This is a genomic window from Bacillus gobiensis (genome assembly GCF_001278705.1).
GTDB lineage: Bacteria > Bacillota > Bacilli > Bacillales > Bacillaceae > Bacillus > Bacillus gobiensis.
Genome location: NZ_CP012600.1, coordinates 105,749 through 130,440, shown reverse-complemented (window position 1 = coordinate 130,440; position 24,692 = coordinate 105,749). Strand labels below are relative to the sequence as shown.

The 24,692-nt window shown below is 41.1% G+C and carries 24 protein-coding genes and 2 pseudogenes; 2 read left to right on the top strand and 24 right to left on the bottom strand.

Going from position 1 to position 24,692, the window contains the following annotated elements:
- Window positions 1-25: 25 nt before the first annotated feature.
- A pseudogene (locus AM592_RS00610) lies at window positions 26-831 on the bottom strand (alpha/beta fold hydrolase).
- 423 nt (window positions 832-1,254) lie between these two features.
- On the opposite strand from AM592_RS00610, the gene AM592_RS00605 reads away from it, so the two are divergent.
- Window positions 1,255-1,815 carry a hypothetical protein gene (locus AM592_RS00605; protein WP_148564294.1) on the top strand — a complete coding sequence of 187 codons (561 nt, stop codon included), beginning with the start codon at window positions 1,255-1,257 and terminating at the stop codon, window positions 1,813-1,815.
- A gap of 62 nt (window positions 1,816-1,877) precedes the next feature.
- Here AM592_RS00605 and AM592_RS24050 read toward each other — a convergent pair whose 3' ends face one another.
- From AM592_RS24050 to AM592_RS00545, 14 genes and pseudogenes are all read right to left on the bottom strand, one after another.
- Window positions 1,878-2,048 (bottom strand): hypothetical protein, encoded by a 171-nt coding sequence (locus tag AM592_RS24050; RefSeq protein WP_158320279.1) that lies wholly within the window; start codon window positions 2,046-2,048, stop codon window positions 1,878-1,880.
- A gap of 125 nt (window positions 2,049-2,173) precedes the next feature.
- A complete protein-coding gene (locus AM592_RS00600; RefSeq protein WP_053601986.1) occupies window positions 2,174-2,632 on the bottom strand; it encodes a hypothetical protein in 459 nt (152 codons plus the stop codon).
- A gap of 1 nt (window position 2,633) precedes the next feature.
- Entirely contained in the window at window positions 2,634-2,828 is a 195-nt protein-coding gene (locus tag AM592_RS00595) for a helix-turn-helix transcriptional regulator (protein ID WP_053601985.1), read from the bottom strand.
- 177 nt (window positions 2,829-3,005) lie between these two features.
- Window positions 3,006-4,340, bottom strand: a complete 1,335-nt coding sequence (locus AM592_RS00590) for an LLM class flavin-dependent oxidoreductase (RefSeq protein WP_053601984.1) — start codon at window positions 4,338-4,340, stop codon at window positions 3,006-3,008.
- Window positions 4,341-4,353: 13 nt separating this feature from the next.
- Window positions 4,354-5,139: an ABC transporter permease subunit gene (locus tag AM592_RS00585; protein ID WP_053601983.1), complete on the bottom strand. Its 786-nt coding sequence runs from the start codon at window positions 5,137-5,139 to the stop codon at window positions 4,354-4,356.
- A gap of 22 nt (window positions 5,140-5,161) precedes the next feature.
- On the bottom strand, window positions 5,162-6,124 hold the full coding sequence (locus AM592_RS00580) for an aliphatic sulfonate ABC transporter substrate-binding protein (protein ID WP_053601982.1): 963 nt from the start codon (window positions 6,122-6,124) through the stop codon (window positions 5,162-5,164).
- 11 nt (window positions 6,125-6,135) lie between these two features.
- Window positions 6,136-7,122, bottom strand: coding sequence for an aliphatic sulfonate ABC transporter substrate-binding protein (locus AM592_RS00575; RefSeq protein ID WP_082363626.1), 987 nt, complete (start codon window positions 7,120-7,122; stop codon window positions 6,136-6,138).
- Window positions 7,123-7,148: 26 nt separating this feature from the next.
- Window positions 7,149-8,276 carry an LLM class flavin-dependent oxidoreductase gene (locus AM592_RS00570; RefSeq protein WP_053601980.1) on the bottom strand — a complete coding sequence of 376 codons (1,128 nt, stop codon included), beginning with the start codon at window positions 8,274-8,276 and terminating at the stop codon, window positions 7,149-7,151.
- 27 nt (window positions 8,277-8,303) lie between these two features.
- A complete protein-coding gene (locus tag AM592_RS00565; protein WP_053601979.1) occupies window positions 8,304-9,077 on the bottom strand; it encodes an ATP-binding cassette domain-containing protein in 774 nt (257 codons plus the stop codon).
- 20 nt (window positions 9,078-9,097) lie between these two features.
- Window positions 9,098-9,460, bottom strand: coding sequence for a hypothetical protein (locus AM592_RS00560; protein WP_053601978.1), 363 nt, complete (start codon window positions 9,458-9,460; stop codon window positions 9,098-9,100).
- A 222-nt stretch (window positions 9,461-9,682) separates the two neighbouring features.
- Window positions 9,683-10,576 carry a LysR family transcriptional regulator gene (locus tag AM592_RS00555; RefSeq protein WP_053601977.1) on the bottom strand — a complete coding sequence of 298 codons (894 nt, stop codon included), beginning with the start codon at window positions 10,574-10,576 and terminating at the stop codon, window positions 9,683-9,685.
- A 321-nt stretch (window positions 10,577-10,897) separates the two neighbouring features.
- Window positions 10,898-11,035: pseudogene (locus AM592_RS25285) on the bottom strand (hypothetical protein); the annotation flags it as partial.
- Window positions 11,036-11,059: 24 nt separating this feature from the next.
- Window positions 11,060-13,210, bottom strand: coding sequence for a DNA helicase RecQ (gene recQ, locus AM592_RS00550; protein WP_053601976.1), 2,151 nt, complete (start codon window positions 13,208-13,210; stop codon window positions 11,060-11,062).
- A gap of 116 nt (window positions 13,211-13,326) precedes the next feature.
- Complete coding sequence (locus tag AM592_RS00545) at window positions 13,327-13,788, bottom strand: 2-thiouracil desulfurase family protein (RefSeq protein ID WP_053601975.1); 462 nt, start codon at window positions 13,786-13,788, stop codon at window positions 13,327-13,329.
- A 172-nt stretch (window positions 13,789-13,960) separates the two neighbouring features.
- On the opposite strand from AM592_RS00545, the gene AM592_RS00540 reads away from it, so the two are divergent.
- On the top strand, window positions 13,961-14,656 hold the full coding sequence (locus AM592_RS00540; RefSeq protein ID WP_053601974.1) for a DUF421 domain-containing protein: 696 nt from the start codon (window positions 13,961-13,963) through the stop codon (window positions 14,654-14,656).
- Window positions 14,657-14,716: 60 nt separating this feature from the next.
- Here the strand turns inward: AM592_RS00540 and AM592_RS00535 are convergent, their stop codons facing one another.
- The 9 genes from AM592_RS00535 to AM592_RS00495 form a co-directional block, all read right to left on the bottom strand.
- Window positions 14,717-15,226 (bottom strand): DinB family protein, encoded by a 510-nt coding sequence (locus AM592_RS00535; protein ID WP_192841127.1) that lies wholly within the window; start codon window positions 15,224-15,226, stop codon window positions 14,717-14,719.
- A complete protein-coding gene (locus AM592_RS00530; RefSeq protein ID WP_053601973.1) occupies window positions 15,223-15,897 on the bottom strand; it encodes an HAD family hydrolase in 675 nt (224 codons plus the stop codon). Before AM592_RS00530 ends, AM592_RS00535 begins: the two co-directional genes overlap by 4 nt.
- Complete coding sequence (locus tag AM592_RS00525; protein WP_053601972.1) at window positions 15,894-16,229, bottom strand: cupin domain-containing protein; 336 nt, start codon at window positions 16,227-16,229, stop codon at window positions 15,894-15,896. The genes AM592_RS00530 and AM592_RS00525 overlap by 4 nt, the downstream gene beginning before the upstream one ends.
- A 124-nt stretch (window positions 16,230-16,353) precedes the next feature.
- Entirely contained in the window at window positions 16,354-17,133 is a 780-nt protein-coding gene (locus tag AM592_RS00520) for a Cof-type HAD-IIB family hydrolase (protein ID WP_053601971.1), read from the bottom strand.
- A 170-nt stretch (window positions 17,134-17,303) separates the two neighbouring features.
- The gene (locus AM592_RS00515; protein WP_053601970.1) at window positions 17,304-18,326 is read right to left on the bottom strand and encodes a LacI family DNA-binding transcriptional regulator; all 1,023 of its coding nucleotides are present in this window, start codon (window positions 18,324-18,326) and stop codon (window positions 17,304-17,306) included.
- A gap of 629 nt (window positions 18,327-18,955) precedes the next feature.
- On the bottom strand, window positions 18,956-20,416 hold the full coding sequence (xylB, locus tag AM592_RS00510) for a xylulokinase (protein WP_053601969.1): 1,461 nt from the start codon (window positions 20,414-20,416) through the stop codon (window positions 18,956-18,958).
- Between the two features lie 86 nt (window positions 20,417-20,502).
- On the bottom strand, window positions 20,503-20,958 hold the full coding sequence (locus AM592_RS00505) for a GNAT family N-acetyltransferase (protein ID WP_053601968.1): 456 nt from the start codon (window positions 20,956-20,958) through the stop codon (window positions 20,503-20,505).
- Window positions 20,959-21,054: 96 nt separating this feature from the next.
- Window positions 21,055-24,192 (bottom strand): MMPL family transporter, encoded by a 3,138-nt coding sequence (locus tag AM592_RS00500; RefSeq protein WP_053601967.1) that lies wholly within the window; start codon window positions 24,190-24,192, stop codon window positions 21,055-21,057.
- Window positions 24,189-24,653, bottom strand: coding sequence for a MarR family winged helix-turn-helix transcriptional regulator (locus tag AM592_RS00495; protein WP_053601966.1), 465 nt, complete (start codon window positions 24,651-24,653; stop codon window positions 24,189-24,191). Before AM592_RS00495 ends, AM592_RS00500 begins: the two co-directional genes overlap by 4 nt.
- Between the last annotated feature and the right edge of the window lie 39 nt (window positions 24,654-24,692).

The window sequence follows — 24,692 nt, the reverse complement described above, 5'->3', positions numbered from 1 at the left end:
TTTAAACTATAGTGATCAACTTTTCCTAACTCCAAATCACCTTCAACAATTCACGATTAAATTTCTCCCGCTCTTCATAAAACAAACCATGTCCGCTCATTTCGAATGGGACTAAAGCTGAATATGGAATGGAAGCCTTCATTTGCAATGCGAGCTCAAATGGACAAATCCGATCCTTTTTTCCATGCAAGATATAAGTCGGGGCATGGATATGTTTTAAATCTGGTCGTAAATCTTCATCTCGCAATGAAACGGCAGTATGGATCGTCGAATGGCCTGCTGCATCTAAGTTTAATCCGAAAACCATGTTTGAAAGCTGTCGCTTATCGGGTTTGCAAAAAATAATTTACCGAATTCAGCTAGCATTTTTGGCCGATCCTCATAGGCTTGTTTGATTAATTTATTGACCTCTTCCACAGGCATACCATATGGGGAATCAGGTCTCCGTGTAAAAACCGGCGCTGCAGCACCTGCTAAAATCAGTTGACGAATACGTCCCTTCCCATGCCTGCTAGTGTAACGAATCGCTATTGCTCCACCCATTGAAAACCCTACAAGTGTAAACGACGTTAACCTTAAAGCATCAACTACATTTTTTATATCATCAGCCAACCGGTAATAGGAATAACCGCAAAACGGTCGGTCAGACCTTCCAAATCCTCTTAAATCAATGCCAATACACCGAACTCCGTAGGTCGGCAGAACATCAAACTGATATTCAAACATTTTATGATTCAGGGGCCAGCCATGGATAAAGAGAACGGGCCTTCCTTTTCCGATATCTTCAACAAACAGCTTTGTCCCTTGATCCGTTCTTACATAGTACCCCATGTGAAACACCCCTTTATGGCATTTTATGCATGGAGATTTCAATCATGAGTACTGATGCTATAGGAGTCGTAATAACTCGTTTCAGTAAGCTGAAACTTCGGGGAATCAGACGGAGACTCTACCTATGTGTCCAGGGGGCTATAATTCTCAAAAATTAATTTTCATACGAACAATTCCTGAAAGTGTGATGTGACGAAAAATATTTGATGATCCCTGCTATATTACAAGATTTATGTGTATCTCCCCTTAGATGGTTCGCAGCTACTTAAGTGGCAATGCTTCATCTATGGAGGAGAGATGGTTGAATACTACTTTGATATTTAACTAACACCTGTAAAATGATATAATCAATCTATTCATTTCCAGAGGTGGTAGGTTATTCTTATTTTCAGACGTTTTCTATTATTATTGATTCTTATTTGTATGGTAGCAGGGTGCAGTGAGAATGCTTCAAACCAATCGAAGCAAATGAATATCGATCAATCAAAGCTTACTGCAACAGAAAAAAACCTCTTAACGTTGATGGGTACGGGTTCAATAATGGCCACAATCAATCATGTTCCAAACGATTTGAAGTCGATTACGGTTTATGCTGAGCATCATCATGAAGGAAAACTTGTGGATACAATTGATGCCATGACTATTTCATTCGATGAAAAATATCCGGCACCTAAAGAATTAAAACTTGCTTACCTGAACTTCGATATTGAAAAAAAATCCTATCTGAAATTTGGAATCTTAGAGGAAAATGGAGTTTCCTCCGCAGGACCAGTTCTTATCTCAAATGGTTTTAGTGAGCATGGGATTAGCGGAATGGCACAGATGCCTCAAAACGTGGAGTACGGAGAGCCGATGCTAATAGGATTTAGCATACGTGATAAAGGAGATAATCTATCAATCGAGAGCTCAATTACAAACAAATCGAAAGATAGTCTGCTAAAATACGACGATGCCGTCCTTTATTATGCCAAATTGGATAAGTAAACATCATTCAACCAGCTTCTTAGATAGAAGCTGGTTGAATTGTGCAAAAGTAATACTTCTTTTTAATTGTTATCCATATCGCTTTCTTTATTCATGTCGCCGCAGTTTCCCATTTCGTTTTCCTTACTCATATCGTCTGAGTTAGAGTCGCCCGTTCCGCTACTCCCGCAAGCCCCTAAAAACATCACACCTGTTAATGACATCATCATGAGTAAAGCTTTCAAAGTTTTCATTTTTTCTTCTCTCCTTTATTCCTTTGATATGCTTCGTCATAAAGAGTAAATCTTACTTCTATAAAAACAAAGTCTTAAAAAAGTCTTACATTTTTATAAAATAATCAGGCAATGCTCTACATCTATTAGTCCTCTAATATTTCTTTATTTTTATTATAGGATCGCTTAAGAGAAATATAGCTTGATAAAAACATGAAAAAACCACTTAGAAGAACAAATAAAATTTCTCTTGTGCCAGGTATTCTATAAAACAACAAATAAAGCACTAAAAAAATCACGACAAAACTAATTGATTTAAAGATAATCAGCTTTTTCTCCCTCTGAAATGCTTTTTCAGTAGCTATTTCCGTAAATTCAATCCCGGAAAATGTATATCTTCCTCCCACATAAAGGAGAAAAGTGATGATGCATATTCCTATAACGTGATCCGTTCCAAGATCCCAACTAGGAAACATTTGAACTAAACCAAATAAAATGATAAGAACAACTAAAAGGACGAGTGAAGATTCAGCGAAAAAATATACCATTTTCTGTTTCTTATATTCGTCATTTGGCAGCAAAATTGAGATCCATGATTTTTTCATCTTAATCAACCTCCCAAAATAAATCATCCAGCGTTTTGTCTAATTCCTTTGCTATCGCTACGCAGAGCTGAAGACTTGGATTGTACTGCCCTTTTTCAATTAAACCGATAGTCTGTCGAGTCGCCTTCACCCGACGAGCTAATTGTTCCTGCGTCAATGATTTTTCAACGCGTGCGAGTTTTACTCTATTTTTCACACACTCACCTACTATGGAATTTATATACTACTAAAAGTAACATATATATTACTTTATGTAATTTATATGTTACATATAATTTGGAATCAAGTCAAATAAAGCATTTAGAATATTTAATAAAAGTGCTCTCAAGACAGAAAAAAACCTCCTTTAGGAAGTTTTTTTCAGATAATATATCTACTGAATCTTAGAAAAGTCCTTTTCATATCTCGATGCTGGCTTTGGCAAACCTAAATTCTCTCGCAATGTCGTTCCTTCATACTCCTCGCGGAACAATCCTCTTTCCTGGAGAATTGGCACAACCTTTTCAACAAATTCAACCAGCAAATCAGAGTAGTAGGGAAACATTAAATTAAATCCGTCTGCTCCGCTGTTACGGAACCATTTTTCTAATTTGTCGGCAATTTGAATCGGACTTCCGAAAATCATCCGGTGCCCCCGGGAACCAGCTACCCGCTTATATAGCTGCCTGATTGTGAGGTTCTCTCTTCGTGCTAAATCAATAATCAGCTGCCGTCTGCTTTGATTTCCGTTAGTCGAAGGTATTTTCTCCGGAAGCGGGCCATCCAGCGGGTATTTTGAAAAATCAATGCCTCCCAGATAATCCGATAGAAAATCGAGCCCAACTTCAGGCACAATCAAATCTTGAAGCTCTTCAAATTTTGCCCGGGCTTCCTCTTCTGTCTCTCCAATAATAGGCGTAATCCCTGGAAGAATCAGGACGTGATCAGCATTTCGTCCTGCGCTTCTCACTTTGTTTTTTACTTTTTGATAAAATTTCTGTGCCTCTTCTAACGTTTGCTGTGCGGTGAAAATAACTTCTGCCGTTTCTGATGCGAGTTGAATGCCTGAATCAGAAGAACCGGCTTGAATGATCACCGGATGCCCTTGAACTGATTTGGAAGCATTAAGCGGCCCTTTTACAGAAAAATAAGTACCATTATGATTCAGAGTATGCAGATTTTCTCTGTCAAAATATACTCCGGTCTCCTTATTTCTGACTAACGCATCTTCATCCCAGCTGTCCCATAACCCTAAGACGACATCGACAAATTCTCGTGCCCGTTCGTATCTCGTCTCATGGTCTAAATGCTGTTTTCTGCTGAAATTGCTTGCTTCCCCCTCATAATAGGAAGTCACCACATTCCAGGCAGACCTCCCGCTGCTCATATGATCAATCGAGGCAAATTTTCTGGCGATATGAAAAGGTTCATTGTATGTGGTTGATGCTGTTGCGGCAAGCCCGATGTTTTTCGTCACCATAGAAAGAGCTCCAAGCAAAGTTAATGGCTCAAATCGAACAAGTTCTGAAGGATGCGACAACTCATTAATGGAAAGCCCGTCACTCATAAAAAGCATATCTAATTTTCCTGCTTCAGCGATCTTTGCCGTTTCGGTGTAGAATTCAATGCTTTCGTAGGCGTCTGCCCTTACATTTGGATGCCTCCACGAAGCAATATGGTGGCCTGCTCCCATCAAGAAAAGCCCCAGCTTCATTTTTCGTTTCGCCATTTATATACTCCTTTTACTTAATTTTTTGATAAGCCGGATTCCATTTCAACAAATATCGTTCAAGCAATTTGGCTAATGAGTCAGCCGCTTTCCCTAATAATGCATAAAGAAGAATTGCCAGAACAACGACATCCAGCTGCATAAACTCTCTAGCATTCATAGCCATGTAACCGATACCGGAGCTTGCTGCCACAGTCTCTGCTACGATTAACGTGATCCACATGACACCAAGGGCATATCGGATGCCAACTAAAATAGAAGGAAGGCCTCCGGCGAAGATCACTTTCGAAAACAGATGATATTTCGATAACTCATACACCTTTCCCATCTCGATTAATCCTTTGTCAACCGTACGAATCCCATGATACGTATTAATATAAATCGGAAAGAAAACGCCGATGGATACAAGGAAAACTTTCGCTTCCTCTCCTACACCAAACCATAAAATAACGATTGGGATTAAGGAAAGATGAGGGATGTTGCGAAGCATCTGAATCGTTGTATCTAAATGTTTTTGGGCGAAAGGAGAAACTCCGTTTAAAAGCCCTAGCACGAGGCCGAGCCCTCCTCCGATCAGAAAGCCTGCAAAAGCTCTGGAAAAGCTTACTTGAACATTTGCAAACAGCGCCCCCGATTGGGCTTGCCCGATGCCGGCAAGTACAACTTCCGCCGGAGATGGCAGGATATTTTCGGCAAGCAATCCAATCGATGAAGTAAACTGCCACAGCAGAAGCAATATCAAAGGAATCAGCCATGGGGCAAACTGATTATATAGGTTCGAAGTGCGTTTGTATTTCACCTGGGTTTCCTCCTTTTTTAAACTATGGCTGCCAAATATAATCTTCTATTTTTATAGATTTCTTTATTAACTGAATTCTCTTAAGCTCTTTTACTTGTTGCGTTAAATCATCAATTGCCTGCTGATCGATAATCACAGCATTCGAGTCTTTTCGCTTCAGCACATTTATCCATGTTTCAGCCGGTATTTTCGTATTTGTTTCAAGTACTTTTGCGGCCTCTTGAGGGTTTTCATTTATGCCTTTCCCTGCTTTATTCAGATGATCAACAACTTTTTGCACGACCTCCGGGTTCTCTTCTGCTATCCTACTCGTACTAAAATAAAAAGAACGAAAAGGTACGATACCTTCTGCCGTTGATATGATTTTATTGCCTTTCGCTTCTGAGACCGTCAAGTAAGGATCCCAAACGACCCATGCATCTACATCGCCTTTTTCAAATGCAATACTGGCATCCGGAGGGTTCAAAATAACCGAATTCACGTCATCTATGGTTAGTCCTGCAGATGATAAAGTTTGATTTAATAGATATTGGGCAATGGACGCCTGGTTGTAAGCTACCTTTTTCCCTTTTAAATCCTTAATCGACTGAATCGCAGAATCACCTCTTACAAGAATCCCTTCCGTATTTGGCGCGGACGGCTCACTGGCAATATATTTAAAATCCATCCCCTTTGAAAGTGCCATAATGGATGGGGCATCTCCCGCATTTGCAAAATCAATGCTTCCGGCATTCAACGCTTCTAGTATCGAGCTTGCCGTGCTAAATTCAGACCACGCTACTTGATAACCATCTTGATTCAGTTCTTTTTCCAATTCCTTTTTTTCTTTCAGCAGCAATGTCGTGCCGTTTTTTTGATAGCCAATTTTTATGGTCCCTTTAGTTTCTGCGTTGGAATTCCCGCTCCCGCAGGCCGACAGGGTTAAGGTGAACAAGAAAATGAAAACGAAAAAAATTGTTATTTTTACGTGACTCCTCTTCTTCATACGATTTTCTCCTAATCAACTGTTTTTTTATCTGGCTGCCATACAAATTGTTGAATTTTTGCCCGCTTTTCTGTCAGTTTTGCTTTTTGCAAGCCATCAGCCTGCCTTTGAAGCTCATTTATCATCGTTTGGTCGATATAATTAACATCGGATTTCTTTCTTTTTAAGACATTAATCCATATCTCTTCAGGTAAATTTGTAGCCTCAGACAAGAGGGATGCTGCTTCTGTCGGATCTTCATTAATCTCTTGACCAGCAGCGGCAAGCTCCTCTACTACTTTATGAACAACCTCTTTGTCATTTTTAATTACGGAAGAGGAAGCCATAAAAAGCGTTCGATTTTCGACTATCCCTGCTGAATTTTGAAGAACTTTGTTTCCTTTGCTTTCTGATGAAGCTAAATATGGATCCCAAATAACCCATGCGTCGACTTCTCCCTGCTCAAATGCTAAGCTGGCATCTGGAGGGTTTAAATAAACAGACTCAACATCTTCCATGCTTAGACCGGCATCCTCTAGCGCTTCATTTAAAAAATACTGTGAAATTGAGGCTTTATTATAAGCGACTCGTTTTCCTTTTAAATCTTTTATGGACTTTATGTTTGAATCGTTTTTTATTAAAATGCCTTCTGATGAAGGTGAAGCCGGACCGCCGGCAATATATTTCAGGTCCATTCCTTTTGAAGCAGCAAATACGGAAGGAGTGTCGCCTGCAGTAGCAAAGTCAATGCTGCCGGCATTTAGCGCTTCTAAAATGGACGCTCCGGTGTTAAATTCAGACCATTCGACTTTGTATCCAAGCTTCCCCAGCTCATCTTCCAGTTTTTTTTCGCTTTTTAGCAGCAAAATGGGACCGCTTTTTTGATAGCCGATTCGGATCGTTTCTTTCCGGCCATCCCCATTACTTGTATTATTTTGTCCGCAAGCGACAAGCAGTATCAATGCTAGAACAACTACGACAGTCGTTTGCTTCTTCCATAGATTTCTCTTACGTTTCACAGATATCCCTCCGAAAGATAAAATAGTTAGATCAATGCCTTCTCTTTAAGCCTCGAATGAACCCTTGGAATAACAAGCTCACCAATTTGTTCGATCGTTTCCAGATGGGGGAATCCGCGTAAAAGAACTTTATCAAACCCTAGATTCACATATTCTATCAATCTATCTGCGACTTGATCAGGTGTCCCGACCAAAGCAATCGAGTTTCCTGAAATAACTTGAGTCAATCCTGCCCAAAGATTAGGGCCGATGATAAAATTATTTTCTTTACCCTGCTCCATCAGTTGATGCAGCCTCTTTACACCTGTTGAGTCTCCTTCTTTTTTCGTTTGTTCGCTTTTTTTCGAAGCGAGCTCTGGAGAAAGCTTGCTGACCAGACGATTGGCATTGTTCCAAGCCTCCTCCTCCGTCTCACCCAAAATAACTTGAAACGAAATGCTGTAGCTTAGTTGTCTATCTTTTTCTTTCGCAAGTTTTTTCATCTCATTTATTCTTTCCCGTGAATTTTCAAGGGTTTCCCCCCACATCATGTATACATCTGAATCCTCAGCTGCAACTTGTTTCCCAATTTCAGAAGCTCCTCCGAAATAGATTTCTGGTCTTGGCTTTTGTACCGGTTTTGGAAATAACGATGCATTTTTTAAAGTGAAAAATTCTCCTTCGTGATCAAAACCGTCCTCTGTGAAAAGTCTTTTTAATACTTGGATATATTCTTTTGTTCGTTTGTATCTGGATGTATGATCAAGAAAGTCACCATCGCTGGCAAGTTCTTTTGGCTGGCCACCAGTCACGATATTCACCCTGGCTCTTCCGCCTGACCAATAATCAACCGTTGCAAATTGCTTTGCAAAAACGGCCGGCTGGGTAGATCCTGGCCGAACGGCAAATAAGAAATTAAGGTTTTCCGTATATGCAGTTAGATTGGCAGCAACTGAAAGTGAATCAAGACAGCTTCCCCCGGTTGGGAGCAGCAAAGTTGAGAAGCCTCCCTTTTCAGCAGCCTGTGCCACTGCACGAATATATTCAAGCGTAGGCGGACGTTCTGCACTCTCATCGCTTGCCGTCCAGCCATCGATTCTTTGCGCATTTGTATTTGACGTTCCTACATACGTTCCATCTCCAGAAGTAGGAGCCATTGTGATAAATTCAACCATTATTATCCTCCTTAACCAATTCGTTAACTAGGCTTTTTGTCTGTGCAAAAGCGGATCAGCAACGTTTTCTTTGCCAAAGACAGTTGCCAATACCTTTTCTTCCAGCTGTGCAAATAAAGGATGCGAACGTTGACGAGGACGCGGCAGTGTGACTTTTACATCCATCTTTATAACGCCTTCCTCAATGAGAATGACCCGATCCGCAAGTGCTATCGCTTCACTGACGTCATGTGTAACAAGCAATGAAGTATAGCCCTGTTCCAGCCAAAGCTTCTCTACAAAGGCCTGCATCTCAATTCTGGTTAATGCATCCAAAGCCCCGAGAGGTTCATCCAGCAGCAATAGCTGCGGTTTTGCTGCCAGCGCTCTTGCCAAGGCAACCCTTTGCTTTTGTCCCCCGGATAAAACGGATGGCCAATCACCTGCCCGATTTTTTAACCCTACCTGCTCAAGGGCGCTTTCGGCTTTTGGCTTCCAATTTTTCTTTAATCCAAGACCGACTCCGACATTTTCAAGAACGCTTACCCAAGGCAAAAGCCTGTCATCCTGAAACATAAACCTTGCTTTCTTATTCGGACCTTTTATTTTTTTGCCTTCCTGCAAAATGCTGCCGCTTGATTCTTCTTCTAAACCGGCCACATGACGAAGAAGTGTGCTTTTTCCACAGCCGCTTTTTCCGACAATCGCGACGAATTCGCCCGGAGAGATTTCGATGTCAATTCCTTTCAGGACGTCTACATTTCCAAATGTTTTTCTCAGTTGGTTGATTTTCAGATGCACACCGTTTGTTTTTTTATTCATCCCAGCCACCTCTGCAAGTTTTAGTTACTCGGAACAACCTCTTTTTCTGGTAACTCCTTTTGCAAATGAATCGTTTTTGCTGTTAATTGCTTTTGAAATTCAGAAAATGATAAATTGGACGCAATGTTGTAAAATGATACGTTTTCATCCTTTGCTTTCCTATAAGAAAGTTCACAAAATGTCTCAGGCGGAGCAGCAAACGCTGTTGCACCATTTTCGACTGCAAGCTTTAAAGCCGCTCCTCTTCTTCCTTCCTTAATATCCATTGCAGGATTTCGGAAGTCTTGAAATTCTTCCGTTTCCTCTCTGTAAATCCTCACGATTACTCCCTCGGTAATGGGTTTAATGATCTCATTTTGGTCAAGTGTACAAGCAATAATCATCTGCAATCCCTTCCTCATATAATGTTTAGTATTCTCATCGGATTAATAATAACTACTATAACTCAACCTATGAATTTTGTATAATTGAAAAAAGTGAACAATAAATTCATAAAAAATGAATTTTTAGCAACAGAGATTCCAGAAACATAGATTGTACTAGTGAGAACTACAAAAGATGCTCCCTTTCCTCCTTTCAATTTGTCCGTCCACTCGAGATCAAGATTATTCCAATTTTTCTGTCGCAAGGTTTTCTGTAAGCAGCTGAATGAGGCTTTCCATCGCTTTTCCTGTATAAGAACGTTCTTCATTTCTAAGCATCCCTACTGTCAGTGCTTTCCTGAAATCAGAAATTTCCCTGACAACCGTTCCTTCTGGAGGAGGAGTAACCGTTATGAGAGGAACTGCTGCAATACCGAAACCGGCCTGGGCATAAAACTTTAAAGCTGGCATATGGCTAATTTCCATTTGATAATTTGGACGGATTCCTTTATCGATCATCTGCTTTTCTAAATTTCTACGAAAAGGGCATACAGCGGTAGTGATTAATATTTCTTCGTTTTCTATATCTTTCAGTGTAATAGTTTCCTGTCCCCCCAGTTGTTCATTTTCCGGGATGAGCAAAGCGATGCTCTCTGAAAAGAGAGGGGTAAAATGCATTCCTGAAGAAAGATCAGGAGCCGTGCAAATGGCCAGATCAATTTCGTCTGATTTCACCATTTTGCTAAGTGTTTTGCTGTTTTCTATCTGGATGCTGACCTGAATCTTTGGAAAGGCTTTGATAAACGGCTTTAAGAGATTGGGGATTCGATAGCTTGCAGTAGGCTCCATTGCACCGATTCTGATCATTCCCGATTCTCCGTTGATCAATTCCGACATCGCTTCCTGAAGATTCTCAAAATCCTTCAATAGCAGCTCTCCCTTCCTATTCAACAGCTTCCCTGCTTGCGTAAGATGCAATCCTTTTTCCCGTTCGAATAACTTTGTACCTAAATCGGATTCGAGCTTTTTTATATGGGTGGTTATGGTCGACTGGGCATATTTCAGTTCCGATGCAGCTTTGTTGAAACTTCCATATTTCACTATCGTTTGAAACGTTTTAATTGATCGGATATCCATTTTAGTCACCTTCATTTTCATTATTTTCATATCTATTTACTTGGTTTTTATATGTATTCTACTATAAACATAATGTCATCTGGAACGAATAAAGCCACCCCTAACAGAGTGCACAGTAAAAAATATGAAAATGAAAAAGATTGCCACACTTAGCCAAGCTAGGGTAAAGGTGTGGCTATCTATATCGATTTAATAGTTCATTAAAATTTCCATCGATTAAGAACCCATAAAAAAAGCATGTCGAGAAAAATACCCCTTTCTCGACATGCTGAAGAAAATGCCGATATCTTTCCGGCATTTTCTTTTTAGCACTCATTCATTTTATTTTTTATTTTCTTGAATGGTTAACTGTCCTTGTTCAAGAATACTGTTTTTTTCAACAGATGTTTCTGATCCGTTATTGCTCAACAAAAAGCTCGGTGCAAAAGTTGAGTGACGGTCTGGATAGTACCCCCTGTGACAAAAAACACCTTTTTTAACACTTTATACAATTTGCCCACTTTCCTGCCGCCACTTTTCCAAAGTAAGCTTAATGATGAAATAGCTTATTTCTTCAGAAACGTTTTCTTTGAGGGGCTTCAGCTTTTCTTTTCCGACTTTTTCAACCGCTTCTTTTATTTGTGCTTCGATTTGGTAAGTTATTATTCTCTCCCAGTCAATAGAATGACCTTCACTTATGCAGCGAAGCAAATGGCTTCCCGCTGTTTCTTCCGTTATTTCACGGGCTTCTGCGAGCTCTTTTATCGACATGCCCTCTTGGAACATCTTATACGTCTCAAGGTGGGAAGGTTCATCGGTCGGCGTTCTTTTTTTGCTCGGTTTGCTTGTCATCACTGCTTCTGATTTTCGATTCCGATCTGGGTTTTCGGCACAGAAGGTTTGAATTTCTTCGATGAAGCGTTCTCCATACCTTTGCCTTTTTTGCTCACCGACACCTTTTACATTTAGAAAATCTTGAGGGTTGTCCGGAAGCTTTGCGCACATATCACGCAATGTGACATCTGAAAAAACGACAAACGGAGGAACATTTTCTTCTTCTGCGATGCTTTTTCTGACCGCCCGCAAATGGTTGAACAATTCATCGTCTTCCACAAGCTGTGAAGTTTGCATTCTAGCTTTTCGTTCGACGCCAGACTTCCCTAACAAAACTTCTTTCCCCTTTTCCGTTACATAAAGTGTTGGATATTGTCCCGTTGTTGCTCCAAGGTATAATTCTGAAGTTAAAAATTCGATAAACTCATTGACCTCTTGCAAGGATTTGTCCTTCATCATGCCATAAGTTGTGAGCTTGTCAAAGCCGGCTTCTACCACTTTCTTATTTCTTGAGCCAGTCAACACCTGAGAAATAAAGGTTTTCCCAAACCGTGCCCCCATTCTGATCAAGCACGACATCACCATTTGCGCTTCCCGGGTGACATCTGTCAGCTCGCGTTCATCCGTACAGCTGCTGCACTGCCCGCAATCCTCCGGTGATTGTTCACCAAAATAACGAAGAATAAACGCCTGAAGGCAACCTTCCGTATGGCAATAATCCATCATTTGCCGAAGCTTCTCAAGCTGCTGGATTTGCCGGCTTTCATTTGTGGTTGACTGCTCAATTAAAAATCGCTGGATTTGCACGTCCTGAGCGGAATATAGCAAAATGCATTCACTATCCGCACCATCCCGGCCAGCCCTGCCAGCTTCCTGATAGTAGCTCTCCATATCCTTTGGCATTTGATAATGAATTACATATCGTATATTTGATTTATCAATTCCCATCCCGAATGCCGATGTAGCCACCATAATCGTTATATTATCCTGAAGAAAATCCTCCTGCTCCCGCAGCCTTTCCTCATCATTCATCCCGGCATGGTAACGTCCTGCCCGAATACCTTTAATACGTAAAGCCTGGGAAATCCGATCGGCTTCCTTGCGGGTTGCCGTATAAATAATGCCCGATTCATCCTTATTTGTTTTGATATAATTTTCAAGATAGCGCATTTTATCCTCGCCTTTTACGAGCTGAAACGATAGATTACTGCGGGCGAAGCCGGTAGATACGACCTGGGAAGCGTCAATATGAAGCAGACGGCAAATATCGTCACTGACCTGTGGGGTTGCCGTTGCAGTCAAAGCCAAAATGACAGGATCTCCGGGTAAAGCATTCAGCATTTCCTTAATATTCATATAGCTTGGCCTGAAATCATGTCCCCATTGGGAAATACAATGAGCTTCGTCTACGGCAATAAGTGGAATCTCGAGCTGCTTGATTTCCTGCAAAAATTCAGGTGATTGCAGACGTTCCGGAGCAATGTACAATAACTTGTATCTCCCCTGCTTCGTTTCTGAAAGCCTGATTCTCATTTCCTGATATGAGAGAGAGCTATTAATATAGGAAGCTGGAATTCCGGCTACGTTCAGAGCATCCACCTGATCCTTCATTAGCGAAATGAGAGGGGAGATGACGAGGGTAGTGCCTGGGAGCTGCAGGGCCGGAATTTGATAGCATATCGATTTTCCGCCTCCAGTCGGCATAATGCATGCAGAATTCCGTTTTTTTTCTAAAACATTTGAAATGACTTTTTCCTGCCCCGGCCGAAATGAAGAATAACCGAAATAGTTTTGTAAATCTTGCCTTACCTTTGTCAGCACGTAATAGTTCCTCCTTCGTGCCTCTTTACACGCACAATAATCTTTTTCTTATGATGACACGATGCAGATATTTTTTCAAATCGCCAATACGAGATTTTGAAACTGGATAAAGCTATTTACGATTTCACTTCATTCAACCAGTCCGTTTCAGACATTACCCTAAATCCTTCTTTTTTCAATAAAGCAGTTGTCACACCGTTCCCAGCAAGCTGTTCTCCAGTAAACGTTCCATTATAGATCATAGAGCTTCCGCACGAGGGGCTGTTTTCTTTCAATACGACGGTCTCTGCTTTCATTTCTCTTGCAATCGTTAACGTTTTCTTCGCGCCTTCTATGTACTGAGATGTCACATCGTTTCCAGACTTATCAATCACCTTGGCACTGCCTGCCAGAACATCTTCTCCTGTACCGCCAACGATTTCAGCCGGTTCTCTCGGAGTAGAAAATCCTCCTAACAATTCAGGGCAAACCATCTTTGCTTTCCTTTGCTGAATCAGCTGTTCGATTTCTTCAACAAATCGATTGTTTCCGTCATATCTGCAATTTTCTCCTGCCAGGCACGAGCTTACAAGAATCATGGTTTTATCCCCCTTCAAAATTTCTTTCTTGAAAAAACAGGCGAAGTTCTTTATCTAGTTTACCTAATTTATCGACAGCTTCGGAGTATTTCCAGAAAATTATCTTCAGTATTTATAATTAATGACAGTTCAACTCATAATAAGATGGTATGAATCATGAGGACGGGATGAGATGGATTTTATTCACGGACAAGAAACGTTAACTTCAATCGAATGGATTCTAAGAGCCGTTATTTCGTTTTTCTTCTTGTTAATTGCTGCAAAAATGATGGGACAGCGATCAATTTCTCAACTGAGGCTGTTGGATTTTGTCATGGCTCTGCTGCTTGGAAACATAATTGCCCATCCGCTTTCAGATGAACAACTAGGATTAAAGGGTTCTATGTTAACGACGGGCACTGTGGTTGTTTTATATGCCTGCACATGGTTTTTGCATCTTAAATGGAGCGTAGTCCGAAAATTTCTTGAGCCTTCGCCGCATCCTCTCATTAAGAATGGTCATATCCTTTATAAAGAATTATCGAAAGCAAGGATTACGCTTGACTTTTTGCTTTCCGAACTGAGAAAACAAAAAATTGATGATCCCGGAAAGGTCGCTCTTGCCTTATGGGAACCGGATGGGACGATTTCCTTCTTTTTGTTCCCAAAGTATGAATCATTAACACCGGCGGATATAAATTTGCCTCCCCACGTTTTTGAACTTCCGAAAATGATCATCCGGGAAGGGAAAATTGATTGGAAGCATCTAAAGGAAGCCGGTAAAGACGAAGCTTGGCTGAGGAAAAAAATCAATGATACTGATATCAAAAATATTTTATTAGCCACGATTGATCACAACGATCGCTTAAAAATCTTTTTATATAAATAAGACGGTAATAAATGGCTAAAGGTTTTAATAAAAAAAGCCTTGGAGACACCCAAGACTTTTTTACGAACTCTCTTTATACCACTTGCGAAGCTGATTTATATGGGCCTGATGGTATCTATTATGGTCTGCCATATGCCAGATACCCCATTTGATTGTCGCCCCATCTGCGTATTGGACTCGGGTTTCTAAGTCTGCGTCTTTTATTTGCTGACAAGCTTGTTCAAATTGGCGAAAAACAAAGTCGTAATCCTCCAGCAACGAAGATAATGGGACACCTTCGATACTTGGAAGCCTTCCGTTATCATCCACCTCAGGTCCGTATTTTTTCTCGAGATGATCCAGCAGCGTTTCCCCTTGGATACGATACACCCACTTTACGTCGACATAAGCCAAATGCTTCAATAACTGGGCCGTGCTATTCAATTCCCCATTTGTTCCTTTAAAATCCAGCTCTGACTGTGTCATGCCGTTAACAATTGACTTTAATCGGCGATAATTATTCTCCACCATGGCATATAGCATTCCGACGTTTTTCTCCATCAGTGGTGTTCCTTTCAAATCCAAAATCATCTTTTTCCTCCTTCAGCAGCCTTTACCAGGAGAGGTAGTTCTATTAAATCTTCAATGACGGCATCGGCATTCGCTCCACTCCAGCTGCTGTCTTTTTTCCATATGCATTGCATTCCTGCCCGCTTTGCTGCGTTCACGTCGTTTTCCGGATGATCACCGACAAAAACGCTTTCCTCCGGAGATACCTCCAGCTGCTCCAAAGCTCTACGAAAAATTTTTGCATCAGGCTTCTTAATTCCTTCCCATTCTGATATTAGAATGGTATCAAAATAATCTTTAATACCAAGTGCGACAATATTGTCCATCTGAAATTGCCCTTTTCCATTTGTGATCATGCCCAGTTGAAGGGACTCACTTTTTAATGTTTTCAGCATTTGAATGAGATTTGGAAAGGGCACACAGCTGTGCTTAAAATGTGTGAGGTAATCCTCCAAAAAGCCTTCCCATGTCATCTTTTCTATTTGAAATTCCTGAACCAATTGCTGATATACCTTGTCCTTCCATACGTATCCGTGGGCATCTAATTCTATAAATCTTGTAGTATATGTATCTTTCGGAATATGTGAGAGAACGTGATGATGTCTACTGTATTGATCAGCGATGACCAGTTTCACGGATTCATCCCGGTCAAGAAGCGTGCCATCCAGATCGAATAACACCGCTTTAATCATCCGTTTTCCACCTCGATCGTATCCGCTGTTTTTTCTTCGAAGCAAATATTTACCGTACGCTGGTTTGCCCGGGTTCGATGGATAGTTCCAGCTGGAATGACGATTGTGTCATTTGGTTTAAGAATGACGGTTTTCCGATCCTGAAAATCAATTTGCAGCTCACCTTCTAAAACCATGAAAAATTCATCCGACGAGGAATGGTAGTGCCATTTATAATTCCCCTGAAAAACGGCAATTCGGACACAGTGATCATTTACATCCGAAACGACGAAATTTTTATATTGCTCAGTTATGTCTTTTGTTAAGTCTATTAGGTTCATCTTTTCTGTCATTTCGTTTCTCTCCTCTGTTTGCTTTGCATCATAGAATAAGCATAATTTGTCAGAAAAAAGAAAGCAACTCTACCAATGTAAAAACCGTTCGCAAAATGATTGCGAACGGTTATTTGCTCCTTAATTAATCCAATAATCCTACCATTTTAAGCCCTTGCAAGATTCCATCCTCATCCACAGATGAAGTGATATGCTTAGCAGCTTTTTTCGCTTCTTCATGGGCATTTCCCATAGCAACACTGTTTTTGACTTTTGATAACATTTCTACATCATTTAATCCATCGCCAAAAGCATAGACGTTGTCTTCGTCAATTTTAAGTATGTCAATTATTTTTTGGATTCCTTTCGCTTTGGAACCCCCGTGTGGAACGACATCAACAGAGACAGGATGCCAGCGGACAAAATCAAACTCTTTATATTTTTGTTCATATTCGCTTTCTTCTTTTCCTTGACAGAATAATAACGATTGATAAATTTCTCTTCCTTCAAAGTATTTAGGATCATGAGAAGGGAATTGCAAGATCTTTAATGAATCAATGCTTTCAACAATATGGTCATGGTGCGGGACGTTTGATTTCATGTCTTCATGATCCATGTATACAATCGGATGGTTATTTAATACTGCTGTTTCAGTTAAAGATTTCAATGCTTCTTTATTGAGCGGATTGGTATAGAGGACTTCGCCTTTAAATACGACGTACTGTCCGTTATAACTGACAAACGTCTCAATATCCAGCTCTTTTCGAAGGTCTTCATACATAAAAGGTGCTCGTCCAGTGGCAATTGCGACTTCATGGCCTTTCTCTTTTAATTGCTGTATCGCTTGCTTGGTTGAAGCAGGTAATTTTTTATCATGGTCATAAAGCGTTCCGTCAATGTCAAAAAAGATGATTTGCTGCGTCATTTAGCCACCTCATAATTTGTTATATGTAAGATTCATTATTAATACTAGTAGATGAAGCCTGAAAAAACAAGATGATCAGATCCACGGGGGCTGACTTTTCCTATAGCTCCGTCATTATCTTCAGAGCATTCGTTTTATCATGGATTGCTTTTTCATATTGCCTTCCGCTCTTAATCATTGACGTTTTTAGTTCCGCATGACTTACGGATAATTAATTGTAACGGCAATGAGGCTGTAACTATTTCTCCTGTTGATTTCAATTTATTCAAAGCGCGCACCGCCAGCCTACCCATTTCAAAAGCAGGCTGAGAAACGATCGTAAACGGCGGGTCACTGATCTCCTGCCAAGGATGATCGTCAAAGCCAATAAAACCAATATCCCGCGGAATGGAAAGCCGTAATTCTTTTATCGCTTTTACAGCTCCAATCATTAATAAATGGTTGGTCACAAAAAATGCAGTGGGCGGGGAAGGCAGATTCATCATGTTTATGACCGTTTGATATCCCCCATCGATTTGCGCTTTCGTTCCCGTATAATCTCCTCCATACCGAATAAGCTTTTCATCTGCTTTGATTTGAGCGCTTTTTAACGCATCAATATAGCCTTGCTTTCGTTGGACAGTCGTGCTTATCCCCGGAGAAGCTAAAATGAGACCGATCCGTTTATGACCATTGCGAAGCAGCATTTTTGTGGCTTTGTAGCTGCCTTCTACATTGTCAGCCTTAATAATCGGAAGCTCCGCATTGTGCAATTCACGATCAATAAGAACGATTGGTGCACTGCTGAAATCGATTGGAATCTCTAGAGTATCAGTGGCAGGGGCAAGTATAATACCGCTTACTTGCTGGGCCGATAACAGCTTGATTAATTGGTTTTGCCTTGCCGAACTTTCCTCTGACGCAGCCGCCACAACCTGCCAATCATAAAGCTCGCATTCTTCTTGAATCCCGTTTAATATTTCTGTAAAAAAAGGGTTGTTATCGGGCACGACCAAACCAATTAGCTTGCTTTCACCCTTCTTTAAGCTTCTCGCAGATTCATTCCTAGAATAACCTAGCTTCTTAATCGCCTCATTGACACGCTGAATCGTTTTCTCGCTTGCCTCACTTTTATGGTTTAACACATTGGAGACGGTGGCGATTGAAACATTGGCCACCTTCGCCACATCATAAAGCGTCGGTTTTTTCTTCATTCGATTGGATCTTCCTTTATCTGCATAGTTAGAAAGAACGATGATGGTATGAATTTACCGTGCTCAAGCACTGATTATGAGCGATTTTGACTGGGATATGCGCGATCTTTCTGATTTATAAGCGATCTTGATCCTGTTATGCGCGATCTTTTCGGTTTATGAGCGATCTTGATCCTGTTATGCGCGATCTTTTCGGTTTATGAGCGATCTTGATCCTGTTATGCGCGATCTTTCTGATTTATAAGCGATTTTGGACCGATATGCGCGATCTTTTCGGTTTATAAGCGATCTTGATCCTGTTATGCGCGATCTTTTCGGTTTATGAGCGATCTTGATCCTGTTATGCGCGATCTTTTCGGTTTATGAGCGATCTTGATCCTGTTATGCGCGATCTTTCTGATTTATAAGCGATTTTGGACCGATATGCGCGATCTTTCTGATTTATAAGCGATCTTGGTCCGGATATGCGCGATCTTTTCGGTTTATAAGCGATCTTGATCCTGTTATGCACGATCTTTTCGGTTTATGAGCGATCTTGATCCTGTTATGCGCGATCTTTCTGATTTATAAGCGATCTTGGACCGGATATGCGCGATCTTCCAATTTTATTTACGATCTCAATCTGCAATCTATTTTAGCTTCACATACAGTTCCCGATATTTCTCAAAGCCTTCTTCATAAATCTGATTACGTTCCAAGTCAGGCGTTATTACGTTTTCGATGTCCTCGCGTGCCGCCTCGCCCGGAGTTTTCCAGTGGCCGATTCCGATGCCTGCAAGAATGGCGGCGCCGATCGCTGGCCCTTCAAATTGGCCGGATTTTTTTAGGCGGACGCCTAATACATCGGCGAGGATTTGGCACCAAGCTTCACTTTTTACTGCGCCGCCCGTGACAACGAAAGATTCGCTTTGAATGATATGTTTGATGAGTTCATGGCAATCCTTCAAGCTATAAGAGACTCCCTCCAAGACCGATCGCATAAAATGTTTTCTGCGGTGGGTCAAATTCATTCCATAAAAGACACCTCTCGCTTTTGAATCGTTATGAGGCGTTCGTTCTCCGGATAAATACGGCGTAAAGATAAGCCCGTTTGAACCCGCTTCAACATCCTTTACCTGATTGAGCATATGTTGAAAATCCTCTTCAATCTCAAATGCCTGCCGAAACCATTTTAGTGATTCTCCTGCAGTTAATGTAACACCCATCGCATACCACGTATTCGGAAGAGCATGACAGAAAATATGCAATGAAGGATTTGTTTTTAATAGAAATTCCCTTTCTGGCTTGTTCTTTATTGGCATGAGGACAACACCGGAAGTGCCGACACTGACCAGCCCTTTTCCTTCCTCGTAAACGCCATTTCCTACAGCTGCCGCGGCATTATCTGCAGCACCTGCAACAACAGGTATGCCTTCTTTCATTCCGGTTGCTTTTGCCACACTGCTTTTTAGCCTTCCTACGATATCTGTACTTTCAAAAACCTGCGGAAACCATTCTGGGTTTAGCCCGAGCTCGTCTATGATCGTCCGATTCCATTGGCGGTGATAAACGTCAAACACTCCTGTTCCGCTCGCGTCTGTGACTTCTGTTGCGATCATGCCAGTTAATTTAAAGTTGATGTAATCCTTGGGCATGAAAACGGTTGAAAGTCTGTTGTAGTGCTCAGGCTCGTTGTTTTTCAGCCACATAATTTTCGGAAGTGTGAAGCCCGGAAACAGAGTATTCATCGTTAACGAACGAAATTTCTCTTCGCCAATTTGGGTTAATACGTCTTCGCATTCTTGTGCCGTTCTTTGATCATTCCAAAGAATTGCTTTTCTTATCACGTTGTGATCCGAATCCAAAAGGACACTACTGTGCATTTGTCCTGAAACACCAATGGCTTCCACTTTGGATGGATCATTCGTTTCAAACAATTCTCTCAAAGCGCTTACACTTGCTTTCCACCATTTTTCAGGATCATGCTCGGTCCATCCTTCCTGCGGGACATCGAAGGAATAAGAAATTTCCGCAGATTGAACAGGCTTCCCCTCTTTATCTAGTAATATTGCTTTTGTACCCCCTGAGCCGATATCGATCCCTAAAAACACAATTTTCCCTCCCCTTAAACGTTTAAGTTAAGTGCTTACATTTATTAAAATATACAATCAGTAGTTTGTCAAAATCTGCAGTGCTTTTATAGATTTCTTTCAAACATGACCATATCAAGTGCCTGAATCCCATTCTCAAAAATAGGCTTTGCATATTTTTCAAAAAAACCTCTGCGAATCTCGGTCATTCGAAAGCCCGCTTTTTGATAGAATGCGATGTTTTCTATGCTGGAATTAGCTGTACCAACAATTATTTTCTCCATTCCTTTATAAATGTCAAAGGTCTTTTGCAGAACGGCTTTTCCAATGCCGCGCCCTCTCCACTCTGGGACTAACGCTAAATTTTTCAACTCTACCACTCGTTGTTGATGATAAACAAATAGAATAATGCCGACAAGCTGTCCATCCATGGAAATAGAGTACATATCGCCTTCATTTATGTATTGTTTTACGATTTGCTCATCTTCATCGGCAAGAAGCAAGTAATCCAAATATTTCTCCCGATCATTCATTATTATTTCTTCCAAATGAACGTTTTTCATCGAACCCCTCCAATGACAACTTTCTGTTTCTCTATTTTGAAGTTATAACAAAAAAGCTGATTTCTCAACCTGTAAGAAACCAGCTTTTCACATCAATTATTTTTTGACAAACGGATACCAATTCGCTTTTCCGAACATCTTTGCCATAACCGGAATAAATAGCGGCAAGATAAATAGCGCGTACAGGAACAGGCCAATTAAGGTGACTGTTGAGATTTGCAGAAGGGACAAAACGCCGGATGGCATCATGGCTGCAAAGGTTCCGCCAAGGATAATCGCTGCTGAAATAATTACTGTTCCCATTTTTTTCATAGCCAGGTGCATGGCCTCCGCTATTGGAAGCTCGTGATATTCTGTAAAACGATCCATTAAGAAAATGCTGTAGTCCACCCCTAAGGCGATTAATATTACAAAAGCAAAAAATGGGACTGCCCAGCTGATCCCGCCGTAGCCTAATAGATCGACATAGATGATCTCCGTAAACGCCATTGCTGTATAGTAGGTAATCACTAAAGAAAGAATTAAGTAAAGCGGCATTATGATGGAGCGCAGCATGAGTACGAGAATGATACCTATCCCAACAAGCATGAGAATAACCGTATTGGAGTAGTCGCTATTTGACATTTCTCCTAAATCTGCAGAGGTGCTTGTGATTCCTCCGACAGCAACAGTTGCATTTTCCAGCTTAGTATCTTTTGTTGCCCGATGTACTGCTGATTTGATGTCACTAATTTCATCGATTGCTTCATTGGAATACGGATTTTTTTCAAAAATAACATCAAACGTCATAACTTTATTATCATCCCGCAAATACGTTTCCAATGATTCTTTGAACTCATCTGAAGTCAATGCTTCTTCAGGGAGATAAAAGCCGGCCGCATTTCCCGATGATGCCAATTCAGTTAAATAGTTCTCCGCTGATCCTAAGCCTTTATGAATTTGATCCAACCCTTCCGTGCTTGAAGAAAGACCATCCGTCAACTGAGAAATTTGACCATTCATAGTACCGAACCCATCAAGAAGCTCCTTCTGCCCGTCATTGACAGCATCCAATCCGTTTGTTAATTGTGGAAAATTATCATTAAGCTGCTTTTGTCCATCTGCCAGCTGAGCAAGCCCGGCCTGCTGCTGCTCCAAGCCATCGATCAATTGAGTAAGCCCTTGTGAAATCGCTTTTTGCCCTTCAATAATCGTTGTTGTTAAGGATTGATTTGCCGTTTGAACCCCCGACGTTGCCCCTCCCAGAGTTTGGTTCAACTCATTCAATCCACCCGACAAGCTTCCAGTTAATCCGATTAGCCCAGGGTTTTTCTCGGTTCCATCACCGTTTAATATCTTGCGGATTTCCTGGTAATCAGTGTCCTGTTCAAGGCCTTTTGTGCCAAGATTAGCGACATGAGTGTTCATAGCTTTCAAATCTGCGGATACACCTTTTAATTCGGTTTGTACATTACCATATTCCTTTTCAAGTCTCGTTAATCCGCTCGCGGCGTTTTCATAACCTTGTAAAAGCTCATTGCTTCCGCTTAAAAGCTCTTCTGTATTTTTCTTTAATTCTTCCAGGCCCGCTTTCAGCTGGGCTGAGCTTGCTGTGCCCTGCCTCATGCCTTCTTCAAGCTTGGTCAGGTTGTTTTGCACCTCGGACATACCTGATTTAAGCTCCGAAGTTCCTGAAATGAGGTCGTTTATCCCATTTGTCGCTTCCTTCATTTGCGGCTCTGATTTCTTTAGCTCATTGTTTGCATCATTTAATCCGTCCCGAATTTCCTTAACTCCAGAGTTCCCTTCGCCGATGCCTTTTTCAAGCTCCTCCGCTTGATTGCTCACAAAGAAGTCCTTGATTACTTCCCCTGTCGGTCTTGTAACCGAGCGTACGGCACTCACATTGTCAACCTTCCTCAGTTCCTCAGAAATTCCTTCTGCGAGCCCCATGTACTCCTGTGAATTCATCTCTTCATCATTTTTCAAAACGATTTGTGTTGGCATTGACTCACCAGGCCCAAAATGATCGGAAATTAGATTAAAGGCTTTTACAGAACCGACATCGTCTCCCACCTCTTCAAGAGAATTGTAAGAAAGCTCTCCGTCATAAAAAAGTAAAGCGGGAATCGTGACCACTGCTACAAGAAGCAGGGCTAAAAATGGCCGGGCAAGAGAAAAGCGTCCAATCACATCCCATAGCTTACTGTCTTTATGTTCAATACTCCCTTTCGATGGCCAGAACAACCGTCTTCCGAGAACTGCCATGAAAAATGGCACGATCGTAAGGAGTGCAACGAGTAAAAGCGCAACTCCAACAGCAACACCTGAAGCCGATTGATAAAGTTTAAACTGTGAAAGCCCGATCGCAGCAAAACCGATCATAACGGCCAGCCCGCTGAATAAGACCGTTTTTCCTGCTGTTCGGTAAGTTTCTGCGATTGCGTCAGTTATATCCTCGTGCTTAGAAAGCTCTTCTTTAAAACGGCTTAATAACAGAATGCAATAGTCGGTTCCAATCCCAAACAATATGACGACCAAAAAGATTTGTGTATAAGAAGAAATTGGAAAGTTGAATGTATCAACCAGCATGGCAACGACTGATTGGGCAGCTATATATGTAAATCCAACCGTTACAAGAGGAATGAGTGGTGCAACAACCGACCTGAAAACCAACAGCAATACCGCCAATATGAAAACGAGCGTGATACCTTCCGTACGCCTGAGCCCTTCTTCAGTCGTATGGTTAAAATCATTATCGATCATCCAGCTGCTCGTGTAATAATGCTCCAACTTGATATTATTCAATTTTTGATAAAGCTGATTTGTCAGCTCCTCTGTATCCTTATTTTCCATATTTATCGTAATCGCAGCCAAAATCGACGTTTCATCTTCGGAGACGAGCTCAGATTTCAAAGAATCGTTCGTGAAGTGGGAAGTAATTTCCGTAATGCCCAGCTCGGTTTTTTTCTCGTTGAGCGTTTGTATTGCTTCTTTTGCTTCCTCGTAATCTTCTTTAGTCAGTTTGTCATCTTTATGAAAAACGAGCGCTACCTGAGACTCATCGCCTGAATCAGCTTCTTGCGCATTTGCTAATATGTCATCAGCAAGTCTGGAAGAATATCCTTCCGGAACTTCGATATTTCCTTTTTCACTCACTAGTTGAGTCATATTCGGAGACAAAAATAACAATACGGCAACTGCTGCGATCCATGCGGCAAGCACGAACCATCTTCCCTTTACGATAGCTCTCATTTCGTCGTTTCATCTCCATTTTTTTCGAATTCGGCCAACAGCCTGTTCAGCTTTTCATACGTTTTTATAAATCCCGAAATCTCCTCATCGTTAAATTTAGAAATAAAGTTCCCGACAATCTTGTAAATTCGTTCTTCACATTCGTCGTAAAGCTTTCTGCCTTCCTCCGTTAACGATAAATAAACAACTCTGCGATCATTTTGATCACGTCTTCGTGAAATGAGTTTTTTGTCTACTAATCTCTTAATAATCGAAGTGACCGCACTTTTTTCCACATCAAAATGCTGGGCAAGTTCTGTTGACGTACACTCCCCGTTACTAGCGACAAATCTCATCGTATAGTGCTGATCGACGGTTAAATCACTGATTAACTGTTGTTTTGTCAGCCGATCTCCTCTCCTATGTACGGATAACGAAACTTCAATATACCTGTTTATTAATTCTTTAAGCTTGCAGCACATAAGGGAAACTCCTTCTCTTGTTTAATAGTTAAACTGTTT

Bases quoted from the DNA above. Each gene is read 5' to 3' on its own strand.
- AM592_RS00525 (WP_053601972.1), bottom strand. From the start codon at position 16,229: ATGACAGAAAAGATGAACCTAATAGACTTAACAAAAGACATAACTGAG.
- AM592_RS00515 (WP_053601970.1), bottom strand. From the start codon at position 18,326: ATGAAGAAAAAACCGACGCTTTATGATGTGGCGAAGGTGGCCAATGTT.
- AM592_RS24050 (WP_158320279.1), bottom strand. From the start codon at position 2,048: ATGAAAACTTTGAAAGCTTTACTCATGATGATGTCATTAACAGGTGTG.
- AM592_RS00505 (WP_053601968.1), bottom strand. From the start codon at position 20,958: ATGAAAAACGTTCATTTGGAAGAAATAATAATGAATGATCGGGAGAAA.
- AM592_RS00520 (WP_053601971.1), bottom strand. From the start codon at position 17,133: ATGACGCAGCAAATCATCTTTTTTGACATTGACGGAACGCTTTATGAC.
- AM592_RS00545 (WP_053601975.1), bottom strand. From the start codon at position 13,788: ATGATTCTTGTAAGCTCGTGCCTGGCAGGAGAAAATTGCAGATATGAC.
- AM592_RS00570 (WP_053601980.1), bottom strand. From the start codon at position 8,276: ATGGTTGAATTTATCACAATGGCTCCTACTTCTGGAGATGGAACGTAT.
- AM592_RS00495 (WP_053601966.1), bottom strand. From the start codon at position 24,653: ATGTGCTGCAAGCTTAAAGAATTAATAAACAGGTATATTGAAGTTTCG.
- AM592_RS00500 (WP_053601967.1), bottom strand. From the start codon at position 24,192: ATGAGAGCTATCGTAAAGGGAAGATGGTTCGTGCTTGCCGCATGGATC.
- AM592_RS00535 (WP_192841127.1), bottom strand. From the start codon at position 15,226: ATGATTTTGGATTTGAAAGGAACACCACTGATGGAGAAAAACGTCGGA.
- AM592_RS00530 (WP_053601973.1), bottom strand. From the start codon at position 15,897: ATGATTAAAGCGGTGTTATTCGATCTGGATGGCACGCTTCTTGACCGG.
- AM592_RS00600 (WP_053601986.1), bottom strand. From the start codon at position 2,632: ATGAAAAAATCATGGATCTCAATTTTGCTGCCAAATGACGAATATAAG.
- AM592_RS00540 (WP_053601974.1), top strand. From the start codon at position 13,961: ATGGATTTTATTCACGGACAAGAAACGTTAACTTCAATCGAATGGATT.
- AM592_RS00555 (WP_053601977.1), bottom strand. From the start codon at position 10,576: ATGGATATCCGATCAATTAAAACGTTTCAAACGATAGTGAAATATGGA.
- AM592_RS00605 (WP_148564294.1), top strand. From the start codon at position 1,255: ATGGTAGCAGGGTGCAGTGAGAATGCTTCAAACCAATCGAAGCAAATG.
- AM592_RS00590 (WP_053601984.1), bottom strand. From the start codon at position 4,340: ATGGCGAAACGAAAAATGAAGCTGGGGCTTTTCTTGATGGGAGCAGGC.
- AM592_RS00560 (WP_053601978.1), bottom strand. From the start codon at position 9,460: ATGATTATTGCTTGTACACTTGACCAAAATGAGATCATTAAACCCATT.
- AM592_RS00580 (WP_053601982.1), bottom strand. From the start codon at position 6,124: ATGAAGAAGAGGAGTCACGTAAAAATAACAATTTTTTTCGTTTTCATT.
- AM592_RS00565 (WP_053601979.1), bottom strand. From the start codon at position 9,077: ATGAATAAAAAAACAAACGGTGTGCATCTGAAAATCAACCAACTGAGA.